This is a genomic window from Marinobacterium jannaschii DSM 6295 (assembly GCF_000620085.1).
Taxonomy (GTDB): domain Bacteria; phylum Pseudomonadota; class Gammaproteobacteria; order Pseudomonadales; family Balneatricaceae; genus Pontibacterium; species Pontibacterium jannaschii.
Window position 1 is genome coordinate 119869 of the sequence record NZ_KK211066.1, and the last position, 16466, is coordinate 136334.

The following is a 16466-nucleotide window of genomic DNA, read 5'->3' on the forward strand; positions in this document are numbered from 1 at the left end:
TCATGGAATCACTATCCACACCTGCGCTTCGCGTAGTTCCTTCGACGGCATCAGAGCACCTACACCGTGAACCCGGACTTTCTCTCCCGCAATTCCTGCCTCCACAAGTTGATCTCGCACAGCTTCCGCCAGCCCGACAGAACGACTGACACCGGCATCGGCGTCCTCAGCCGGTGCAACTGCCCCCAACAGCCAGAATGGAGACTCAGCCTGGCGCAAATATTCCAGCACCTCATCCGCCAACGGCTGCCGGTAGAGCAAAGAGCCTGCTTCAAGTAACTGATCCAGCTTGGATACTTTTTGCTCCTCAGCTTTACCAATCACATCAACAATAGTATAGACCCGCTTATTGCCCCGCTTGATGCTGTAAAGAGCAATATGCTGACCGGCTTTCTTTAGCGCGAGATAACGCTGAGAACGCTCCAGTCCATACAGCTTTGAATATCGAAAGATAGTGTTCGCCCAATAATTACTGCTACCGCAAGCCTGGCCAGCACATTCAAAAAGAATCTCAAAGCCCTGCCCGGTTAACTGGTCACGGAAGTGATCGAACGGGGCCTGAGCTGAGTAGCTATTCGGCAACCGGTAGATAACCCGTTTAAGCGGGCCAGAGAGCCTTACCTCCTTTTCCGGCGTTACAACCCCGTTGATTTTCTCCAGCTCCCCGAGCGCAAGCCGGTATTCAGGAATATTCTGGTCTCGATAGTGCACAATATACGAGAGAGGAAAGCGATCCAGTCCGGCATGGTCAGAAGACCCCGGATAATCCTTTGCCGCCAACACTGGCGCACCAAGTAGCATTAATCCTATCACCCAGCAGATACGTCTCATTCCTTTACTTCCTCCCGGAAAATCAGCCACTGCATCGAATATCAAGCAGCCCAACAATTAATCAGCTTAGCAATTCTCTGGGCGGCCCGCTGCTCCATATGCAAATGATGCCCGCCCTCCAGCCGGATAATCTCACAGCTTTCGAGTAACGCGATTCGGCTTTGCATCTGCTCATCCTCAATACCGTCACTGCCCAAAACCAGGCTAACCGGAACCCTGAGATTCTGAATAAAACCAACAACCTGTGCTTCGCTCATGCGCAGCACCGACGGCATCATAAGGCTGGCATCTGAGCGCCAGATAACCCCCTCTTGACTGACCACAGCCCCCCGTGACACCAGTCGTGCTGCGGCCTGCCTCGATACCGGCCAGCGCCCGTTGACCCTCGCATCCACAGCCTGATCAATGGACTTGTATGGCCGCAGGCTGCGCCCTTTCATGCGCTGGCGCTTCAGAATAGCCTCGGCCATGCGCCCGGGGAGCTCACTTTCACTGTAGACAAGTGGCGCCAGCCCCTCGATCAGACAAAGTCCTCTGACCCGACGGGGGAACACGGCGGCTGTCAATGTCGCCACACTGGCTCCCATCGAGTGTCCGGCGATATAAAACTGATCCAATCCCAAGGCATCTGCAACGGCAATAACATCAGTGACATTATCCCAGATATAATAGGGCATCGATTCGGGCCTGTGATCTGAATAGCCATGCCCCATCAGATCCAGAGCTATCAACCGGATTCCTGTCAATTCCTCCGCCACAAATGAAAAGCTTGCGGCATTATCGAGCCATCCATGTAACGCCAGCACCGGTACACCCGTTGGATCGCCCCATTCAACCGCAGCGATCAGATGGCCATTTATCTCAAAACGAAGCTCTGATTCTGACAAGATAAACTCCCTGAAAACAAAATCGGCTGCACACTATTCTGTGAAATAGGAAAACCCGCCAGCCAGCCAGCCAGCCAGCCGAAAAATACAATAAAGCCGACGCTGGGTAGCAGCGGTTTGCAGTTCCCGCCTCATAGCTCCACCAGTTAATCGCAGCCAGGTTAACTAACAAAAAAGGGAAGCTATTGCTTCCCTCTGTTACTCAGCGATAAAACCACCGGCGGTTGCCATACCCAGCCCCGGCCATTCCATCTCCAGCCGCAATATATCAGCTGTCGCAAACCCGGGGCCAATCCCCCCCCGCCCCTCACACAATAACCCGGCAACCCTGCTAAGCAGCGGCATATGGGCCACGACGAAAATCAATGGAAGATCTGCATACTGCTCCAGCGTATCAATCGCGGCCTGCGGGTCACAATCCGGTTGCCAGGCCTCATTTACGATAACCTGCTGACACCCCAGCACATCAGCCAGGTTAGCCGCCGTTTGCTCAGCCCGAAGAAAGCCGCTGTGTAACAACGCATCCGGCGTAACCCCTTGCCGCACCAACAGCTCCGCCTTGCACCTGACACTCAGCACACCAGCTGGCGTTAAGGGGCGAAGCTGGTCCTGCATCGCTTCCCAGGAGGCCTCACCGTGACGCATCAGCAAAAGTTCCATAGCTCACTCCCTTGGCAGTACAAACTCCACGTCAGTACTCTGCTCGTTCAGCATCAGCGTCTTAACGACCTCAGCCACCGGCGCCTGATTGAAAACCACCTCGTACAAGCCCCATACCAGCGGCATGTAGACATTCATCTCTTCGGCCTTAGCCTTCACATGCTTCAACGTGCTGACGCCCTCTGCCACCTGTCCCAGTGACTCGACCGCCTGATCCAGTGTTTTACCTTCGCCCAGCGCGTAGCCAACCCTGTAGTTTCGGCTCAGCGGCGACATACAGGTAACAATCAGGTCTCCCACACCGGCCAGACCTATAAAGGTCATCGGGTTGGCTCCCATACATACCGCGAAACGGCTCATCTCGGCCAGACTGCGGGTCATCAGCATACTCTTAGTGTTTTCGCCCATACCCATGGCGGTGCTTAATCCTGCCGCAATGGCATAGATATTTTTCAGCGTACCGCCCAGTTCAACACCATACATATCACTGCTGGCATAGATCCTGAAATACTCGTTATGCAGGGTTCGCTGGACCGCCTGACGCAGTTCGTCACTTTCACTGGCAACTACGGTCGCGGTCAGACAGCGATTCGCCACTTCCTTCGCCAGATTGGGGCCACTCAGCACACCGATAGGAGTCCGCGGTAATTCATCCAGCAGAATCTCACTCATCAGGCTAAAGGTACCGGCTTCAATGCCCTTAGTGGTGCTGACAACCATCTGCTCTGGCCGGAGGAAGGCTGCTGCCTGATGCACCACCTGACGAAACGACTGACTTGGAATTGAAACAAACACCAGCTCAGCACCTTCCAGCGCGGCCGCCATATCGGTGGTAGGTTCCAGTGACTCAGCCAGACTGTAGCCAGGCAAATAGCGGCGGTTTTCTCCCGTGGCTTTAATTTCAGCCACCCGCTCCTCACTGCGCATCCAAAGGCTGACAGAAATTCCTTTATTGGCGACGATATTCGCGATTACGGTACCAAAACTACCACCACCCAGCACCGCAACTTTATTCACTGCGCACATTCAAAGATGACCTCTCTTCCTTTATGCAAAACGTTAACATGCAACCTCCCTAGAGGAGATTCAGTCACTGAAATGATCCAACACTTTATTCACCAGCCCGAAAAGCAGCTTCACAACAGCGAAAGCCAGGACTGCAAGCGCCACGAAGACCATCAGTTGCGTCAGATCTCCGGTACGCTGGTAACCCGCGACTCCGATCGCTGCAAAAAATGCACTGACTACGATTGCGACTATATTGCTGATTTTACGGGTATTATGCTTATCCATAACGATCTCCTTCTGACGCCAGCGCATTGTGGCAGCTTGCCCCGGGAGAGGCAAACCCATAGCCAAAGGCGCCCGGAAATCTCCTGAAATAAAAAAGCCGGCACCCAAGGGTTACCGGCTTTCTTCACTCCAGGGCTATAAACGCCTCAGACTATTCAGTCCAGATCTTTCAGCAACTCTTCTTCCGGATGAACACACTCGAGCTTCACGCCGGTCTCAGCCTCGATTTCAGGCAGCATAAAAGAGTCGTTCTCACAGGCGAAACAGATAGAAGTACCGGTAGCCCCTGCACGGCCAGTCCGACCAATCCGATGCACGTAGTCATCCGGATCATCCGGCAACTGATAGTTAACCACATGGGTAACGCCATCAATGTGAATGCCGCGACCGGCAACATCTGTAGCGACAAGCACCTGAATCTTGCCTTCGCGGAACTCTTCAAGTGTCCGCACCCGCTTCTGCTGGGAGATTTCACCCGACATCAGCGCCGCTTTCAGGCCGTCTTTGCTGAGCTTTTCAGCCAGATCACGGGTTTCACTGCGTCGATTACCAAACACGATAACCTTCTCGACGTTGTTCACCCGGATATAGTTGCGCAGCAGCTTATATTTCTCTTCGCCGGAAACAAGAAACACGGTCTGAGAGATATTGTCCGTTGTCTTACGCTCAGATTCGATCTCAATCTTGACGGCATCCAGCGTCCACTGACTGGCAAGGCTCATAATATCATCCGAGAACGTCGCGCTATAAAGCAATGTCTGGCGATCGGCTCCTTTGCGCGGCGTTTGGCGAATAATAGTACGCACGTCCGGAATAAAGCCCATACTGAGCATGCGATCCGCTTCGTCCAGCACCAACACCTCAACCTGATAGAGGTCGACTTCCTTATTATTGACGAAATCGATCAGCCGACCCGGCGTAGCCACCAGAATATCAACCGGCTTATCCTTTAGCTGACGACGCTGCTTGTCATAGTCCATGCCGCCTACCAGAGACACCACATGCAGACCGGCATACTTCGCCAGCCCTTCAGCATCGGCCGCAATCTGCAGCGCCAGCTCACGGGTAGGCGCGATAATCAGGGCGCGTGGCTCACCCAGACGACGCTCGCCTTCAAGCGGATAGTCGACCAGGTCAGTGATAATCCCCAGCAGGAATGCAGCCGTCTTACCGGTTCCTGTCTGCGCCTTACCGATAATGTCTTTACCTGCCAGCGCCGCCGGAACAGTTTCTGCCTGAATCGGGGTCGCATATTGAAAACCAAGATCGGCTACCGCGCGCAGGACATCATCCGGCAGATTAAAGTCCTGAAACCGGGTTTTACCTTCTTCCTCAGCCACTGCAAACATAGACGGCGTCCAGCCAGTCGCTGCAGCTGTTTTAGGCTCGCTGCGACGACGCGGACGACGCCTGCGCTGACGACGCTCCTTGCCTGCACCGTTTTCCTTAGGAGATTTTGAAGCCTTCTGCGGCTCACTGTTAGAAATCTGTTCGGTACTCAAAACTATATATATCCGAATTATGCAAAGTTTCGTCGAAAAGACGGTAACGCGTCCAGCAACTGTCGCCCATAGCGACGGTTCACCAGACGGCGATCCAGAAGTGTTACCCGCCCCCGATCCTGTTCAGTTCGCAACAGCCGTCCCGCTGCCTGAGTCAACCTCATTGAAGCCATCGGAATGGCCCACTCAGAGAAGGCATTACCGCCCTGTTGCTCGATCCATTCAGCCATTGTCGCATCTACAGGATCATCTGGCACCCCAAAAGGCAATTTTGTGATAATTACCTCCGTCAGATATTTCCCCGGCAGATCCACACCTTCGGCAAACGAGGCAAGACCGAATATGATACTGCGAACGTCCTGATCTACCTGCTTGCGATGCCGGGACAGTATTTCATGCTTCGCCAACTCACCCTGAACAAGAATATGCTCTTTCAGAGACTGCGGCATATTATCCAGTACTGTCAGCATCTGTTTCCAGGAACTGAATAGCACCAGACCGGCGTCAATCTCTTTCAGCTCGCGCTCCAGGTACTCAGCCACTTCGGCAGTATGAAGGTCAGGTTCCTTGGGATCACTTTTCATCGCAGGAATCAGCAGTTCCGCGGCATTATAATAATCAAACGGACTCTGCTGACAGCCGAAGGAAGCATCCGCAGGCAGCCCGAGGTCGGCCTGAAGTCGATCAAACCGTCCCAGCGCAGTAAGCGTAGCAGAGGTTACGACCGCGCCGTAACAGACGTCCCACAGGTTGGAACGCAGCGTGTCCGCAGCCGAAACGGGGCTGCTCCGACACTCAAAGTCCACCCCCTCCAGGCTGTCGGCAATATTAACCCAGCGAGCGGTAGGAGAGCTTCCCGCCGGGTCAGGGGCCGCATAGGAACGCCCCAGGCCGCACATCCCCTGCATCCGCGCGGTAAGCTGGCCAATCTGAGGATACCAGCGCTCAGCCGCATCACGGGAGATATCGGCTACCTCTCCATCCATGCCCTGCTTTAGCAGATCTACAATCTGCTCAAACTTCTGGGCTGCACGCTCAGCACTCCCCTTAAAGGATGACGCCAGCACCATTAACTCTTCGGGAAGAACCCCCTGCGCGAAGCGATAGCGCGCCTCACGCCGATCCATCTTGTCCTTAAACATCTCTGAGAACATCTGCTGCCACTGCTCCAGCATATGCTCCATATCTGTAAACGGTTGCGACAGCTGCTCAACATAGCGGCTCAACACCTGATGATGTTCACAATCCGTCAGCATTTTATTCAGCTGCCGCATGGCCTTACTCAGCCAGCGCTGCGAACTGCGCAACTTCATGCTATAGGCAAAATGCCCGGTGGTTTTCGCACCCAGATGATGCCCCTCATCAAACACGAAGATCGCATCTGCCGGCTCAGGCAGGATAGCCCCGCCACCCAGTGAAAGATCGGCCAGAACAAGGTCATGGTTGGCGACAATCAGGTCCGCCCCATCCAACGCCTGCCGGGCTTGAAAAAACGGACAGATACTAAAGTTCGCACAACGCCGGTTAGTACACTGCAGGTGGTCACTGGTCATAGGTCGCCAGAGCTCCTCCTCCACCGCGTCGGTGAGAGAATCCCTATCGCCATCCCACTCTCCGGCAGCAAAGTCATTCAGCAGACTTTTATAGAAGGAAACCGCATCGGCATCCAGCTTGCGCTCCTGCTCATCCTCATACAGCGCAATCTGCCCTAACTCGTTCTGGTCATGCAGCACCTGCTCTGCCTTCGACACACAGAAATAGCGCCCACGCCCCTTGGCAAGAACATAGGTAAGGTTGATACCAGCGTCCGCGACAAGCTGCGGCAGATCCTTCAGTATCAGCTGCTCCTGCAGAGCTACGGTGGCCGTAGCTACGACAACTTTCTTCTTGCGGGCCTGCGCAACCGGCACAGAGGCAAGCAGGTAGGCCATGGTTTTGCCCGTACCGGTACCGGCTTCAACCACCGCAATATGCGCACCACCATCACGTTCACCTTCGCCGGTTTGCTCAATACTGCCAAGCGTACGTGCAATCTGAGCGATCATCATCTTCTGACCACTACGCGGCTTGAGCTTACGGTTTTCGAGGAAAGTACTGTAAGCGCCCTGAATACGCGCTTTGGTGGAATTGTCGAGCAAGTGATTAAGTCCGGAAAATTTTTCGGCGATTCTAGCAAAACACTGGATATATAGACAGAAGCAGCTTTACACAATTAAAACACTGTATATAATCACATGTACTGTATAAAAAAACAGATTAAGACTATGAAACTCACAAAACGCCAAACAGAAGTGCTGGAATGCATCAAGCGTCATATCGATGACACCGGATACCCACCAACCCGGGCCGATATTGCGAAAGACCTGGGTTTCAAGTCAGCCAATGCGGCAGAGGAACACCTCAAGGCACTGGCCCGCAAAGGCGCTATCGAGATGATTCCGGGCACATCGCGCGGCATTCGACTGCCCGAGCCCGAAGAAGCCGCGAATGAAGGTTTACCGGTCATTGGCCAGGTCGCTGCCGGTAATCCGATACTCGCGCAGCAGCACATTGAAGACCATTGCACCATCTCCTCAGACTTTTTCCATCCCAAAGCTGACTACCTGTTGCGCGTTAAAGGCAGCAGCATGATCAACGTCGGCATTATGGACGGCGACCTGCTGGCAGTACACCAATGCAATCAGGCCCAGGATGGTCAGATAGTGGTGGCCCGCCTGGAAGAAGATGTAACGGTAAAACGACTGAAGTGCGAAGGCCATATGGCCTACCTTATCGCTGAGAATGACGAGTTTCCGCCGATTGAAGTCGACCTTCGCGAGCAGGAACTGCACATTGAAGGTCTTGGAGTCGGCGTGATCCGGCGAGGAAGCTGAAGATGTTGAACAGGTACACCGATAATAAGCAACTCCCTTTTATTCGCCCTGAACTGTTCAATAACAAATCCAACAGGGCGAGTAACTCTCTTTCAGGCAAAGTAACCGAAATCATCGTTACCGACGATGAGGCAAACCACTTTGCTATGCTAATGCCGCTACTGGCACAACTCAGCCAGGATAACCGCTGGTTGGTATGGGTTGACCCGCCGGTATCACTGCCGAAAAGCCTCTTGCTGGAAGCGGGCATCGATCTCAATAAGGTCATTTTGCTGAAAACCGATGACAAGCACTCAACCTACGACCTGGCGAGGAAGGCGCTGAAGGTAGGCACCTGTCACGCCGTGATAAGCTGGTCTGGTTACCTTTCAGGTGATGAACTCTGCGGACTGGAAGAAGCCGCCCTGACAGGAAAAAGTCACGGCATAGTGATCAGACGCCGGCTGCTGGATTGAAATACCCTGCAACACCCGCACCGCTTTATCGACCTCATAAGCCCGGTAACATGCGCTTTCACTCCACGCCGGAAGAGGTATCGCAAATGCCTGAGCGGACTTTCCTACACTGATTACCACCGTGCCGACAAGCTGGGTTGAAGCAGCATCCCTGAAACAAAAAAAGGGTGGCATATGCCACCCTTCTTTGTATCCAACACTCAGTGAATAACAGGCCTTGGTGCAGGTGCAGGCGCCTGAATCTCATGGCCCGCTTCAGCAACCAGCTGAATTCCGGCCGTGAGCATGACGCGACTGATTTCAGTCCCCCCGTCACCCAGCTGATCCTTCAGCGCATCGGAAAAAGCAACTCTGATAACAGGCTCTCCATCCTCCCCACTCGGTCTGATCGCAAACTCACCACTTTCCAGTTCTACGATCTCCATCAGCAATTCGCCAGCCACACCCTTACCCTTCAAACTTTTACCACTCCTGCATATTATTTCTGAGACGCTCAACCAATTCACGAAGAGACACCAGCCACCCTTCCAGCTCAGCGATGATATCAACATCCTCGGCATGATCAGGATTGACCTGTAACACATGAATCTCCGATACACTGCTGGTTTCCGTTACCTGCTGGCGCTTATCACTGCCATGCCAGCAAGCCTCATAGGCGGCCAGCAGCTTATGCAGCCAACTGATGTCATCGTTTTCCAGCTTAACGATCTCGGAAATTTCAGGACTTTCCTGACCACTGTGTTCCAGCTCCTGCACCAATGACCGGTACCCCTGAAGGTGCTCGGTATCCAACCGGTAAAGCTCGGCCACCTCCCGCAGGAAGGCGTCATAGGCCGATACCAGATGGAACAGCACGGACTCATTGTAAGACTCGATCAGGGCATGCTTATTCCAGCCAGTGGAATCAACAGCACCCCGCAAAGCCTCAATATGCAGCCTGGCAAAGTTCAGTTTCTGGTTAGTCCGCGCGAGATAGATGCCGCTCATGCATAGCTCCTAGGCTTTTTTAGTCCGTTTCTTGGGCTCTTCCACAACCCAGTCTCCATCACGGTAGAATGCCTTCCATCCGGTTGCCTTGCCATTGACCTCTGTCATAACGTACTGCTCCTTGGTCTTGCGGCTATAACGGATGACGGTCGGATTACCCTCTCCATCCGCTTCCGGCGCCGAAAACAGGAACTCATACTTGGGATCAATCTCTTTCTGGTGCGGCAGGATCTCTACAATCTTAGGAGCCCGCGTTTCCCTGTTTTTCGGAAACTGACTGGCAGCCAGGAATAAGCCGGTCGCCCCGTCCCTGAGGATATAGGTATCTTCCACCTTCTCACACTGCAGCTCAGGCATTGGGACCGGGTCCATTTTCGGTGGAGCCGGCTCACCACTCTTCAGCAGCTTACGCGTGTTCTTGCAGTCAGCATTGGTGCAACCAAAGAACTTACCAAAACGGCCTGTCTTGAGCTGCATCTCAGCGCTGCATTTATCGCATTCGATGGTCGGACCGTCATAACCCTTAATACGGTACTCGCCCTGCTCGACTTCATAACCAGAGCAATCCGGGTTGTTACCACATACATGCAGCTTGCGGTTCTGATCAATCAGATAGGAGTCCATAGCGGAACTACAAAGCTGGCAGCGATGCTTGTTACGCAGGATACGGGACTCTTCCTCATCATCACCGTCGACACTGACGACTTCATCGCCGGAAACCAGGTTAATGGTGCATTTACAGCGCTCTTTGGGTGGCAGGCTATAGCCCGAGCACCCTAGGAAAACACCCGTACTTCCGGTGCGGATCATCATCGGACGCCCGCAGTCCGGACAACTGATATTAGTTTCAGTTGGTGTATTCGGACGCATCTCATTATCGCCAGCCTGCGCTTCGTCGAGTTTGAACACAAACTCTTTGTAAAAGCGATCCAGCAGAGCTTTCCATTCTGCGCTGCCCTCAGCGATATCATCGAGGGATTCTTCCATCCGGGCAGTAAAGCTGTAATCCATCAGATCCGAGAAATTCTCAGACAGACGATCGGTCACGATATCGCCCATTTTCTGCGCATAAAAACGACGGTTCTGCACCTCAACATAACCCCGGTCCTGGATGGTCGAGATAATGGAGGCATAGGTAGATGGGCGTCCGATTCCACGCTTTTCAAGCTCTTTTACCAGACTCGCTTCCGTATAACGCGGTGCAGGCTTAGTGAAATGCTGCTTTGGCAACAGCTCTGCCAGCGAGAGCAACTCACCCTTTTTAACGTCGGGCAGAATCACATCTTCGTCACTTTTGCCGCGCGAAGGCATGACCCGGGTATAACCATCAAACCGCAGGATGCGCCCTTTAGTACGCAACTCAAAGTCACCGGCACTTACGGTAATACGGGTACTTGTATATTGAGCCGGCGTCATCTGACAGGCGATAAACTGACTGCGAATCAGGTCGTACAGGCGCTCCGCATCGCGTTCCATACCGGTCAGCGAAGTGGCCGGCACAGTGACGTCGGATGGACGAATCGCCTCATGCGCTTCCTGAGCACCGTCCTTGCTGCTGTAGCGATTAGGCTCTTCCGGCAGGTATTTATCTCCGTAGTGCTGACCAATATAACCCCGGCACGCCTCGACCGCCTCGGCGCTCAGGTTAGTCGAGTCGGTACGCATGTAGGTGATATAGCCTGCTTCATAAAGTCGCTGCGCCAGCATCATGGTTTTCTTCACGCCGAAGCCAAGGCGGGTACTGGCCGCCTGCTGCAGCGTTGAAGTAATCAGAGGCGCAGAAGGCTTGCTACTGGTTGCCCGGTCTTCACGGCTAACAACTTCAAAAGGCAGACTGCGCAGCGCACTAAGATGAGCACTGGTCTGCTCCTCGGATGAAGGGCGGAAGTTCTCACCAGCACGCTTTACAACCTGCAGGCGCACTGCCTCACCGGCCGGTGTAGCGGTTTCAGCGTGCACCTCCCAGAATTCATCCGGGATAAAAGCACGGATCTCACGCTCGCGCTCGACCACCAGCTTTACCGCCACAGACTGAACGCGACCGGCAGACAGACCTCGCGCAATCTTGGCCCAGAGCAGTGGTGACACCATATAACCCACAACGCGGTCGAGGAATCGACGCGCCTGCTGGGCGTTAACGCGATCCATATCAAGCAGGCCGGGATCTTCAAAAGCCCCCTGAATCGCCTTTTTGGTGATCTCATTGAACACTACACGGCGATAGCGCGATTCATCACCACCGATCGCCTCGCGAAGGTGCCAGGCAATCGCCTCCCCTTCACGGTCCAAATCGGTCGCGAGATAGATAGCGTCAGCGTTCTTCGCCAGTCGCTTTAATTCATCAACGACTTTTTCCTTACCCGGCAGGATATCGTAATTCGCTTCCCAGCCATTTTCAGGATCAATGCCCATACGGGCCACAAGTTGTTCTTTCGCCTTACGCTGCTTGTATACCGCCTTATCTTCCGGCGACATCTTACGGGTTAGTGCGGCCTGACGGGCACGCTCTTTAGGATCACTCTTCGGACCGCTACCACTGGTAGGCAGATCCCGGATATGACCGACACTGGACTTAACAACGTATTGATTACCCAGATACTTATTGATCGTTTTTGCTTTTGCTGGTGACTCAACGATTACCAGAGACTTTCCCATAGAGTCAGAATCCTTTGGGGACACGGCTTATAAAACTGCGAGCATATATAAGTGCAGACTAGCGCAGGGTCAAGCTCACATACAAAAATAAATGTCTTCAAACGGTTAGGGCACTTTACCCAAAGCCCGCTTGAAGCCACAATTAAAACTCAGACTAACTTACTAATTTTGTTCACGTCGTGACCTATGCTCCAGCAAAACCTGCTGTTTATTATCCTGATTGCCATCGTTGGCGTTGTCGCGCTGACAGTTAACTATATTATCTCTACCAGAGAGCTACAGGAAAAAGCAAAAGACAAACGTCTAAAATGGCTAAAAGAACAATCCGAATATCTGATTCAGTGCCTTGCCGTGCTGCGTGAAGCCAACTGTAAAGACGGCATTATCGACAAGCTGGACCAACATGCAAACCTGTTGCTTGAAGAAATCACCCTGCTGTCACCCGATTCCGAACTGCAGAAAGAGGTCGAGCAGCTGAAAAATTCTGCGGATCAGACCCTGCCAAACCCTGCCGCCTTTGAAAGCGACAGGGCACTGAAACGGGCCCAGATCTATATCAATTATGCCGAACGTATGATTGCCCGACTGGCCAAATCAGGCCGCATCAGCGTTCCACTGGGTAAAACCTACCAACAGGAGCTCTACTGGCTCAAGATTACCCTCGTGGCTGATGCGCATATCCACCAGGCTCAGCGCTTTCAGGCCAATGAAGACAAGATCACAGCCCTCTCTCACTACAAACACGCCAAGGCCGTGCTGCTGAGAGCGCAGATACCACAGCCGGAAAAAACCAAGCGCCTGAAGCAGATCGAGCAATCAATTCAGCAGGTTCAGCCCCGACGACGTCAGTCAGAAGGGACCCTGGCGGACAGACTGGACCAGCTACTCTGAACCGATATACTCGAACCGGCCAACCTCAGTGCCATCTGTCAGCACGACCTCTTCAGTGAACATCCTCAGAGGGCGTACCCAGACCGCATTGTCACCGTAGCACTGACGATAAACCACCAGCCACTCCTCTGTTTCCGAATGCCTGGCCAGGTGCAGAACGTCATACTCTGCACCTTTATAATGCCGGTAGCGACCTGTTTGAATCTGCATTTCAGTCTACCCTTTAACCTGTTAAAAAACGTTATCCAACAGACGCTGCAGCTGGACTTTTAACTGCTCCAGATCCGACTCTTCCCCTCTTTCATCCCAATACAAGGTGACATAAAGAGGAGTCGACTCCACCGAGCTGATACCTTGCGGCAGCTGCGACAGCATATCGCGCAGAATATCCAGCTGCCCCTCACTCAGAAGGCGTTCACCGACTGACCAGCTCCACCCCTCCGGTAATCCCTCGTTACGCACCGAGCGGACTCTGAATATATGCCAGGGTTCGGTCTGCACCTTTTTACCGTTTTCACCGATCCGCAGAAGCCGGTAACCGGCCGTATTGTAATGTTCTGCCTCACTTTCCCCTTCAGCACGCGGCGCCGTTATCCGGCTCAACTGGACCTGAAACCCCAAACTGCGCGCGCGGGTTCTCAAATCTGCCTGTTGCCGTTGACGTTTAGAGGGCATTACCCACATCATAGAGCCAACCAGGGACATTGTTACGGCGGCAATAATCAACCACTTCATTCAACCACTCCAACGTTGATAGGGGTCAGCCAACAGGCTCCCACCCTATGCTAATCTTTTAATTACAGCAAACCGAAGAAAGGCGCTTTGAGTATGTACGGAAAAATACTGCTTGCGATTGATCTTTCAGAAGAGTCCGATCAGCTAATTGAAAAAACCCGCGCGATTGCGGATCGAAATACAGCTGAACTGCACCTGATCCACGTTATCGAGCCGCTGAGTTTTGCCTATGGTGGCGACGTTCCAATGGATCTGACCACTATTCAGGACCAGCTTGACGAGCACGCGCGTAGTAAACTGGAACAGTATGCAGCCAAACTGGAATACCCGATTGCGGGTATGCATATCGTTTCCGGCCACACCGAAACCGAGATCCACAGAATCGCCGAAGAGCTCGATATCAGCCTGATTATCGTCGGTAGCCACGGCCGACACGGACTGGCCCTGTTACTGGGTTCCACGGCCAACAGCGTACTTCACGGCGCAACCTGTGATGTACTGGCGGTTCGCGTTAAAGAAAGCTAACCGCCCGAGAGGAGGGCTTAGCCGCCCTCCTGCATCGCCTCCAGCTCAACCCAACGATCCATCAGCGCTTCAACCACCGCTTCCTGATCCTGCAGTGCACTCAGCCTCTCAGTCACCAGTGCATGATCCTGCTGATAGAAATCGGCGGCCGCCGTTTCCTGTTGCAACTGCTCCAGCGCTGCTTCTGCAGCTTCCAGCTTACCCGGCAGTTCATCCAGCTCTCGCTGAAGCTTGTAACTGAGTTTTTTCGGCTTAGGTGCGGCTGGCTGAGCAGGCTTCTCCCGGGACTCGACAGGCTTATTCGCAGCTTTACTGACATCCTTGCCTGGACGCTGGCGCAACCAGTCATTGTAGCCACCCACATAATCCCTGACCTGCCCGTTACCCTCAAACACCAGGGTACTGGTAACCACATTGTCGAGGAACTGTCGGTCATGGCTAACCAGCAGCACGGTTCCGTCAAAATCCATCAGGATCTCTTCCAACAGTTCCAGAGTCTCGACGTCCAGGTCGTTGGTCGGCTCATCGAGCACCAGTATATTGGCCGGCTGGCTGAACAGCTTGGCCAGCAGCACTCGGTTGCACTCGCCGCCGGACAGCGCCTTGACCGGTGTCCGTGCACGCTCCGGCGAGAACAGGAAATCACTCAGATAGCTGATCATATGGCGCGAACGGCCATTGATCTCGATGGACTCCCGTCCACCGGCGATATTATCGATAATATTTTTCTCAGGATCGAGCTGGGCACGCAGCTGATCGAAATAGGCCACTTCCATCTTGGTGCCCAGGCGGACTTCGCCGGACTCCGGCTGAAGCCTTCCCAGAAGGATATTCAGCAGGGTACTTTTACCGGCACCATTCGGGCCGATCAGGCCAACGCGATCTCCTCGCTGCAGCAGGAAGTCCAGATTATCAATCAGCGTCTGCTCACCAAAGCTATGGCTCACCGATAAAAGCTCGGTGACCAGTTTGCCGCTGCGACGGGCTTCCTCCATGTTAAAGCTGGCTTTACCCTGGCGTCCGCGACGCTCGGTACGCTCGGTACGCATCGCCTTCAGCGCCCGGACCCGGCCTTCATTGCGGGTTCGACGGGCCTTAATGCCCTGCCTGATCCAGGTTTCTTCCTGCGCCAGCTTCTTATCAAACTCGGCGTTACGACGTTCCTCTTCTGCCAGCAATTTCTCTTTGGCAACCTGGTAAGCGGAATAGTTACCCGGAAATGAAGTTAGCACTCCCCGATCCAGCTCGATAATACGGGTTGCCAGCTTATCCACCAGCGCACGGTCATGGGAGATAAACAACAGACCACCGCGGAAATCCAGCAACTGCTGTTCCAGCCACTCGATCGTCTCGATATCCAGATGGTTCGTCGGCTCATCCAGCAGCAACAGCTGCGGTTCCTGTACCAGAGCCGCGCCTAAGGCTGCACGCCTCCGCCAACCGCCTGAGAGTTCGGACATTTTCTTGTTCGCCGGCAGTTCCAGCCGCTCCATCACACGAGCAACCCGCTGTTCCAGGTTCCAGCCATGCTGTGCCTCAATCGCGTGCTGCAGCCTCTCCAGCTCCTTCAGATCGGCATTCTCGGACACCGCCAGTTCATCGTAGGCATGACGCAACGCCTGCAGGTCCGCTAACCCTTCTGTCACCACCGCTTCCACTGAGCGTTCATCAGCAGCCGGCATTGCCTGCGGCAGCTCGGCTATTCGACAAGCGGGGTCCTGCCAGAACTCCCCCCCATCGGGTTTCTGGTGTCGGGCAATAACTTTCAGCAGGGTGGATTTTCCGGCACCATTCAGGCCAACAAGGGCCACACGTTCGCCCGGGTCGATCTGGAAATCGACCTGGTCCATCAGAGGTTTATCTCCGAACGCAACAGATACCTTGTCTAAACGAATCAGCGGCATAGCGTCTCAACTAATAAAATTTCAGAGGGCCACTATTCTACCCAAAATCTGCCGCTATGCATGAAATTACTTCAACCAGCAAATTTGGTCTTTCCATTGTCAGATCTATTGCCGTATATATACGTTATCTGTCGGGGTGGGCAGCAATGCCCGGCTAGATCTCCCCATATTTTTTCCCGGATCATTTCGCTATTTCCTTCCTGAGCCGCGGATTTCGGCATCAGGAAGCCGGGTTACTACAATTTTAATTTTTGTACTCTGAGGCACC

Annotated in this window: 17 protein-coding genes; 4 read left to right on the forward strand and 13 right to left on the reverse strand. The window is 53.6% G+C overall.

The genetic code is table 11. The features are described from left to right. The 7 genes from Q354_RS27635 to dinG form a co-directional block, all read right to left on the reverse strand. Window positions 1–876: a DUF4892 domain-containing protein gene (locus Q354_RS27635; RefSeq protein WP_156948436.1), complete on the reverse strand. Its 876-nt coding sequence runs from the start codon at window positions 874–876 to the stop codon at window positions 1–3. Further along, complete coding sequence (locus Q354_RS0119780; protein ID WP_245601099.1) at window positions 873–1718, reverse strand: alpha/beta fold hydrolase; 846 nt, start codon at window positions 1716–1718, stop codon at window positions 873–875. The genes Q354_RS27635 and Q354_RS0119780 overlap by 4 nt, the downstream gene beginning before the upstream one ends. A gap of 198 nt (window positions 1719–1916) precedes the next feature. After that, complete coding sequence (gene sixA, locus Q354_RS26600) at window positions 1917–2378, reverse strand: phosphohistidine phosphatase SixA (RefSeq protein WP_051560411.1); 462 nt, start codon at window positions 2376–2378, stop codon at window positions 1917–1919. Between the two features lie 3 nt (window positions 2379–2381). Beyond that, entirely contained in the window at window positions 2382–3404 is a 1023-nt protein-coding gene (locus Q354_RS0119790) for an NAD(P)H-dependent glycerol-3-phosphate dehydrogenase (RefSeq protein WP_027859120.1), read from the reverse strand. Between the two features lie 60 nt (window positions 3405–3464). Next, the gene (locus Q354_RS0119795; RefSeq protein ID WP_156948437.1) at window positions 3465–3671 is read right to left on the reverse strand and encodes a hypothetical protein; all 207 of its coding nucleotides are present in this window, start codon (window positions 3669–3671) and stop codon (window positions 3465–3467) included. A 155-nt stretch (window positions 3672–3826) separates the two neighbouring features. Next, entirely contained in the window at window positions 3827–5173 is a 1347-nt protein-coding gene (rhlB, locus tag Q354_RS0119800) for an ATP-dependent RNA helicase RhlB (protein ID WP_084332681.1), read from the reverse strand. A 17-nt stretch (window positions 5174–5190) separates the two neighbouring features. Continuing rightward, window positions 5191–7311 carry an ATP-dependent DNA helicase DinG gene (gene dinG / locus Q354_RS0119805; protein ID WP_027859123.1) on the reverse strand — a complete coding sequence of 707 codons (2121 nt, stop codon included), beginning with the start codon at window positions 7309–7311 and terminating at the stop codon, window positions 5191–5193. 126 nt (window positions 7312–7437) lie between these two features. Here dinG and lexA point away from each other — a divergent pair, with 126 nt between their 5' ends. After that, on the forward strand, window positions 7438–8046 hold the full coding sequence (gene lexA / locus Q354_RS0119810) for a transcriptional repressor LexA (protein ID WP_027859124.1): 609 nt from the start codon (window positions 7438–7440) through the stop codon (window positions 8044–8046). 2 nt (window positions 8047–8048) lie between these two features. Continuing rightward, on the forward strand, window positions 8049–8501 hold the full coding sequence (locus Q354_RS26605) for a cell division inhibitor SulA (protein WP_051560413.1): 453 nt from the start codon (window positions 8049–8051) through the stop codon (window positions 8499–8501). A 200-nt stretch (window positions 8502–8701) separates the two neighbouring features. Here the strand turns inward: Q354_RS26605 and Q354_RS26610 are convergent, their stop codons facing one another. From Q354_RS26610 to topA, 3 genes are read right to left on the reverse strand one after another with little or no spacing between them, the layout of a single operon-like run. Continuing rightward, on the reverse strand, window positions 8702–8959 hold the full coding sequence (locus tag Q354_RS26610) for a hypothetical protein (RefSeq protein WP_036230817.1): 258 nt from the start codon (window positions 8957–8959) through the stop codon (window positions 8702–8704). Window positions 8960–8963: 4 nt separating this feature from the next. Next, the gene (locus Q354_RS0119825) at window positions 8964–9488 is read right to left on the reverse strand and encodes a DUF6586 family protein (RefSeq protein ID WP_027859125.1); all 525 of its coding nucleotides are present in this window, start codon (window positions 9486–9488) and stop codon (window positions 8964–8966) included. Window positions 9489–9497: 9 nt separating this feature from the next. Next, complete coding sequence (gene topA, locus Q354_RS0119830; protein ID WP_027859126.1) at window positions 9498–12143, reverse strand: type I DNA topoisomerase; 2646 nt, start codon at window positions 12141–12143, stop codon at window positions 9498–9500. A gap of 186 nt (window positions 12144–12329) precedes the next feature. On the opposite strand from topA, the gene Q354_RS0119835 reads away from it, so the two are divergent. Next, window positions 12330–13034 carry a hypothetical protein gene (locus Q354_RS0119835; protein WP_027859127.1) on the forward strand — a complete coding sequence of 235 codons (705 nt, stop codon included), beginning with the start codon at window positions 12330–12332 and terminating at the stop codon, window positions 13032–13034. On the opposite strand, the gene Q354_RS0119840 is transcribed toward Q354_RS0119835, so the two are convergent. After that, window positions 13026–13244 (reverse strand): DUF1653 domain-containing protein, encoded by a 219-nt coding sequence (locus Q354_RS0119840; protein WP_027859128.1) that lies wholly within the window; start codon window positions 13242–13244, stop codon window positions 13026–13028. The two genes, Q354_RS0119835 and Q354_RS0119840, sit on opposite strands and share 9 nt — an antisense overlap. A gap of 21 nt (window positions 13245–13265) precedes the next feature. Next, window positions 13266–13769: a hypothetical protein gene (locus Q354_RS0119845; protein ID WP_027859129.1), complete on the reverse strand. Its 504-nt coding sequence runs from the start codon at window positions 13767–13769 to the stop codon at window positions 13266–13268. 87 nt (window positions 13770–13856) lie between these two features. Here Q354_RS0119845 and Q354_RS0119850 point away from each other — a divergent pair, with 87 nt between their 5' ends. Further along, a complete protein-coding gene (locus tag Q354_RS0119850) occupies window positions 13857–14294 on the forward strand; it encodes a universal stress protein (protein ID WP_027859130.1) in 438 nt (145 codons plus the stop codon). Window positions 14295–14311: 17 nt separating this feature from the next. On the opposite strand, the gene Q354_RS0119855 is transcribed toward Q354_RS0119850, so the two are convergent. Continuing rightward, window positions 14312–16198 (reverse strand): ATP-binding cassette domain-containing protein, encoded by a 1887-nt coding sequence (locus Q354_RS0119855; RefSeq protein WP_027859131.1) that lies wholly within the window; start codon window positions 16196–16198, stop codon window positions 14312–14314. Window positions 16199–16466 lie beyond the last annotated feature (268 nt).

Excerpts from the sequence above, each read along its gene's own strand:
- sixA (WP_051560411.1), bottom strand. The coding sequence starts at position 2,378 with ATGGAACTTTTGCTGATGCGTCACGGTGAGGCCTCCTGGGAAGCGATG.
- Q354_RS0119790 (WP_027859120.1), bottom strand. The coding sequence starts at position 3,404 with ATGTGCGCAGTGAATAAAGTTGCGGTGCTGGGTGGTGGTAGTTTTGGT.
- Q354_RS0119795 (WP_156948437.1), bottom strand. The coding sequence starts at position 3,671 with ATGGATAAGCATAATACCCGTAAAATCAGCAATATAGTCGCAATCGTA.
- lexA (WP_027859124.1), top strand. The coding sequence starts at position 7,438 with ATGAAACTCACAAAACGCCAAACAGAAGTGCTGGAATGCATCAAGCGT.
- Q354_RS26605 (WP_051560413.1), top strand. The coding sequence starts at position 8,049 with ATGTTGAACAGGTACACCGATAATAAGCAACTCCCTTTTATTCGCCCT.
- Q354_RS0119825 (WP_027859125.1), bottom strand. The coding sequence starts at position 9,488 with ATGAGCGGCATCTATCTCGCGCGGACTAACCAGAAACTGAACTTTGCC.
- topA (WP_027859126.1), bottom strand. The coding sequence starts at position 12,143 with ATGGGAAAGTCTCTGGTAATCGTTGAGTCACCAGCAAAAGCAAAAACG.
- Q354_RS0119835 (WP_027859127.1), top strand. The coding sequence starts at position 12,330 with ATGCTCCAGCAAAACCTGCTGTTTATTATCCTGATTGCCATCGTTGGC.
- Q354_RS0119840 (WP_027859128.1), bottom strand. The coding sequence starts at position 13,244 with ATGCAGATTCAAACAGGTCGCTACCGGCATTATAAAGGTGCAGAGTAT.
- Q354_RS0119845 (WP_027859129.1), bottom strand. The coding sequence starts at position 13,769 with ATGAAGTGGTTGATTATTGCCGCCGTAACAATGTCCCTGGTTGGCTCT.
- Q354_RS0119855 (WP_027859131.1), bottom strand. The coding sequence starts at position 16,198 with ATGCCGCTGATTCGTTTAGACAAGGTATCTGTTGCGTTCGGAGATAAA.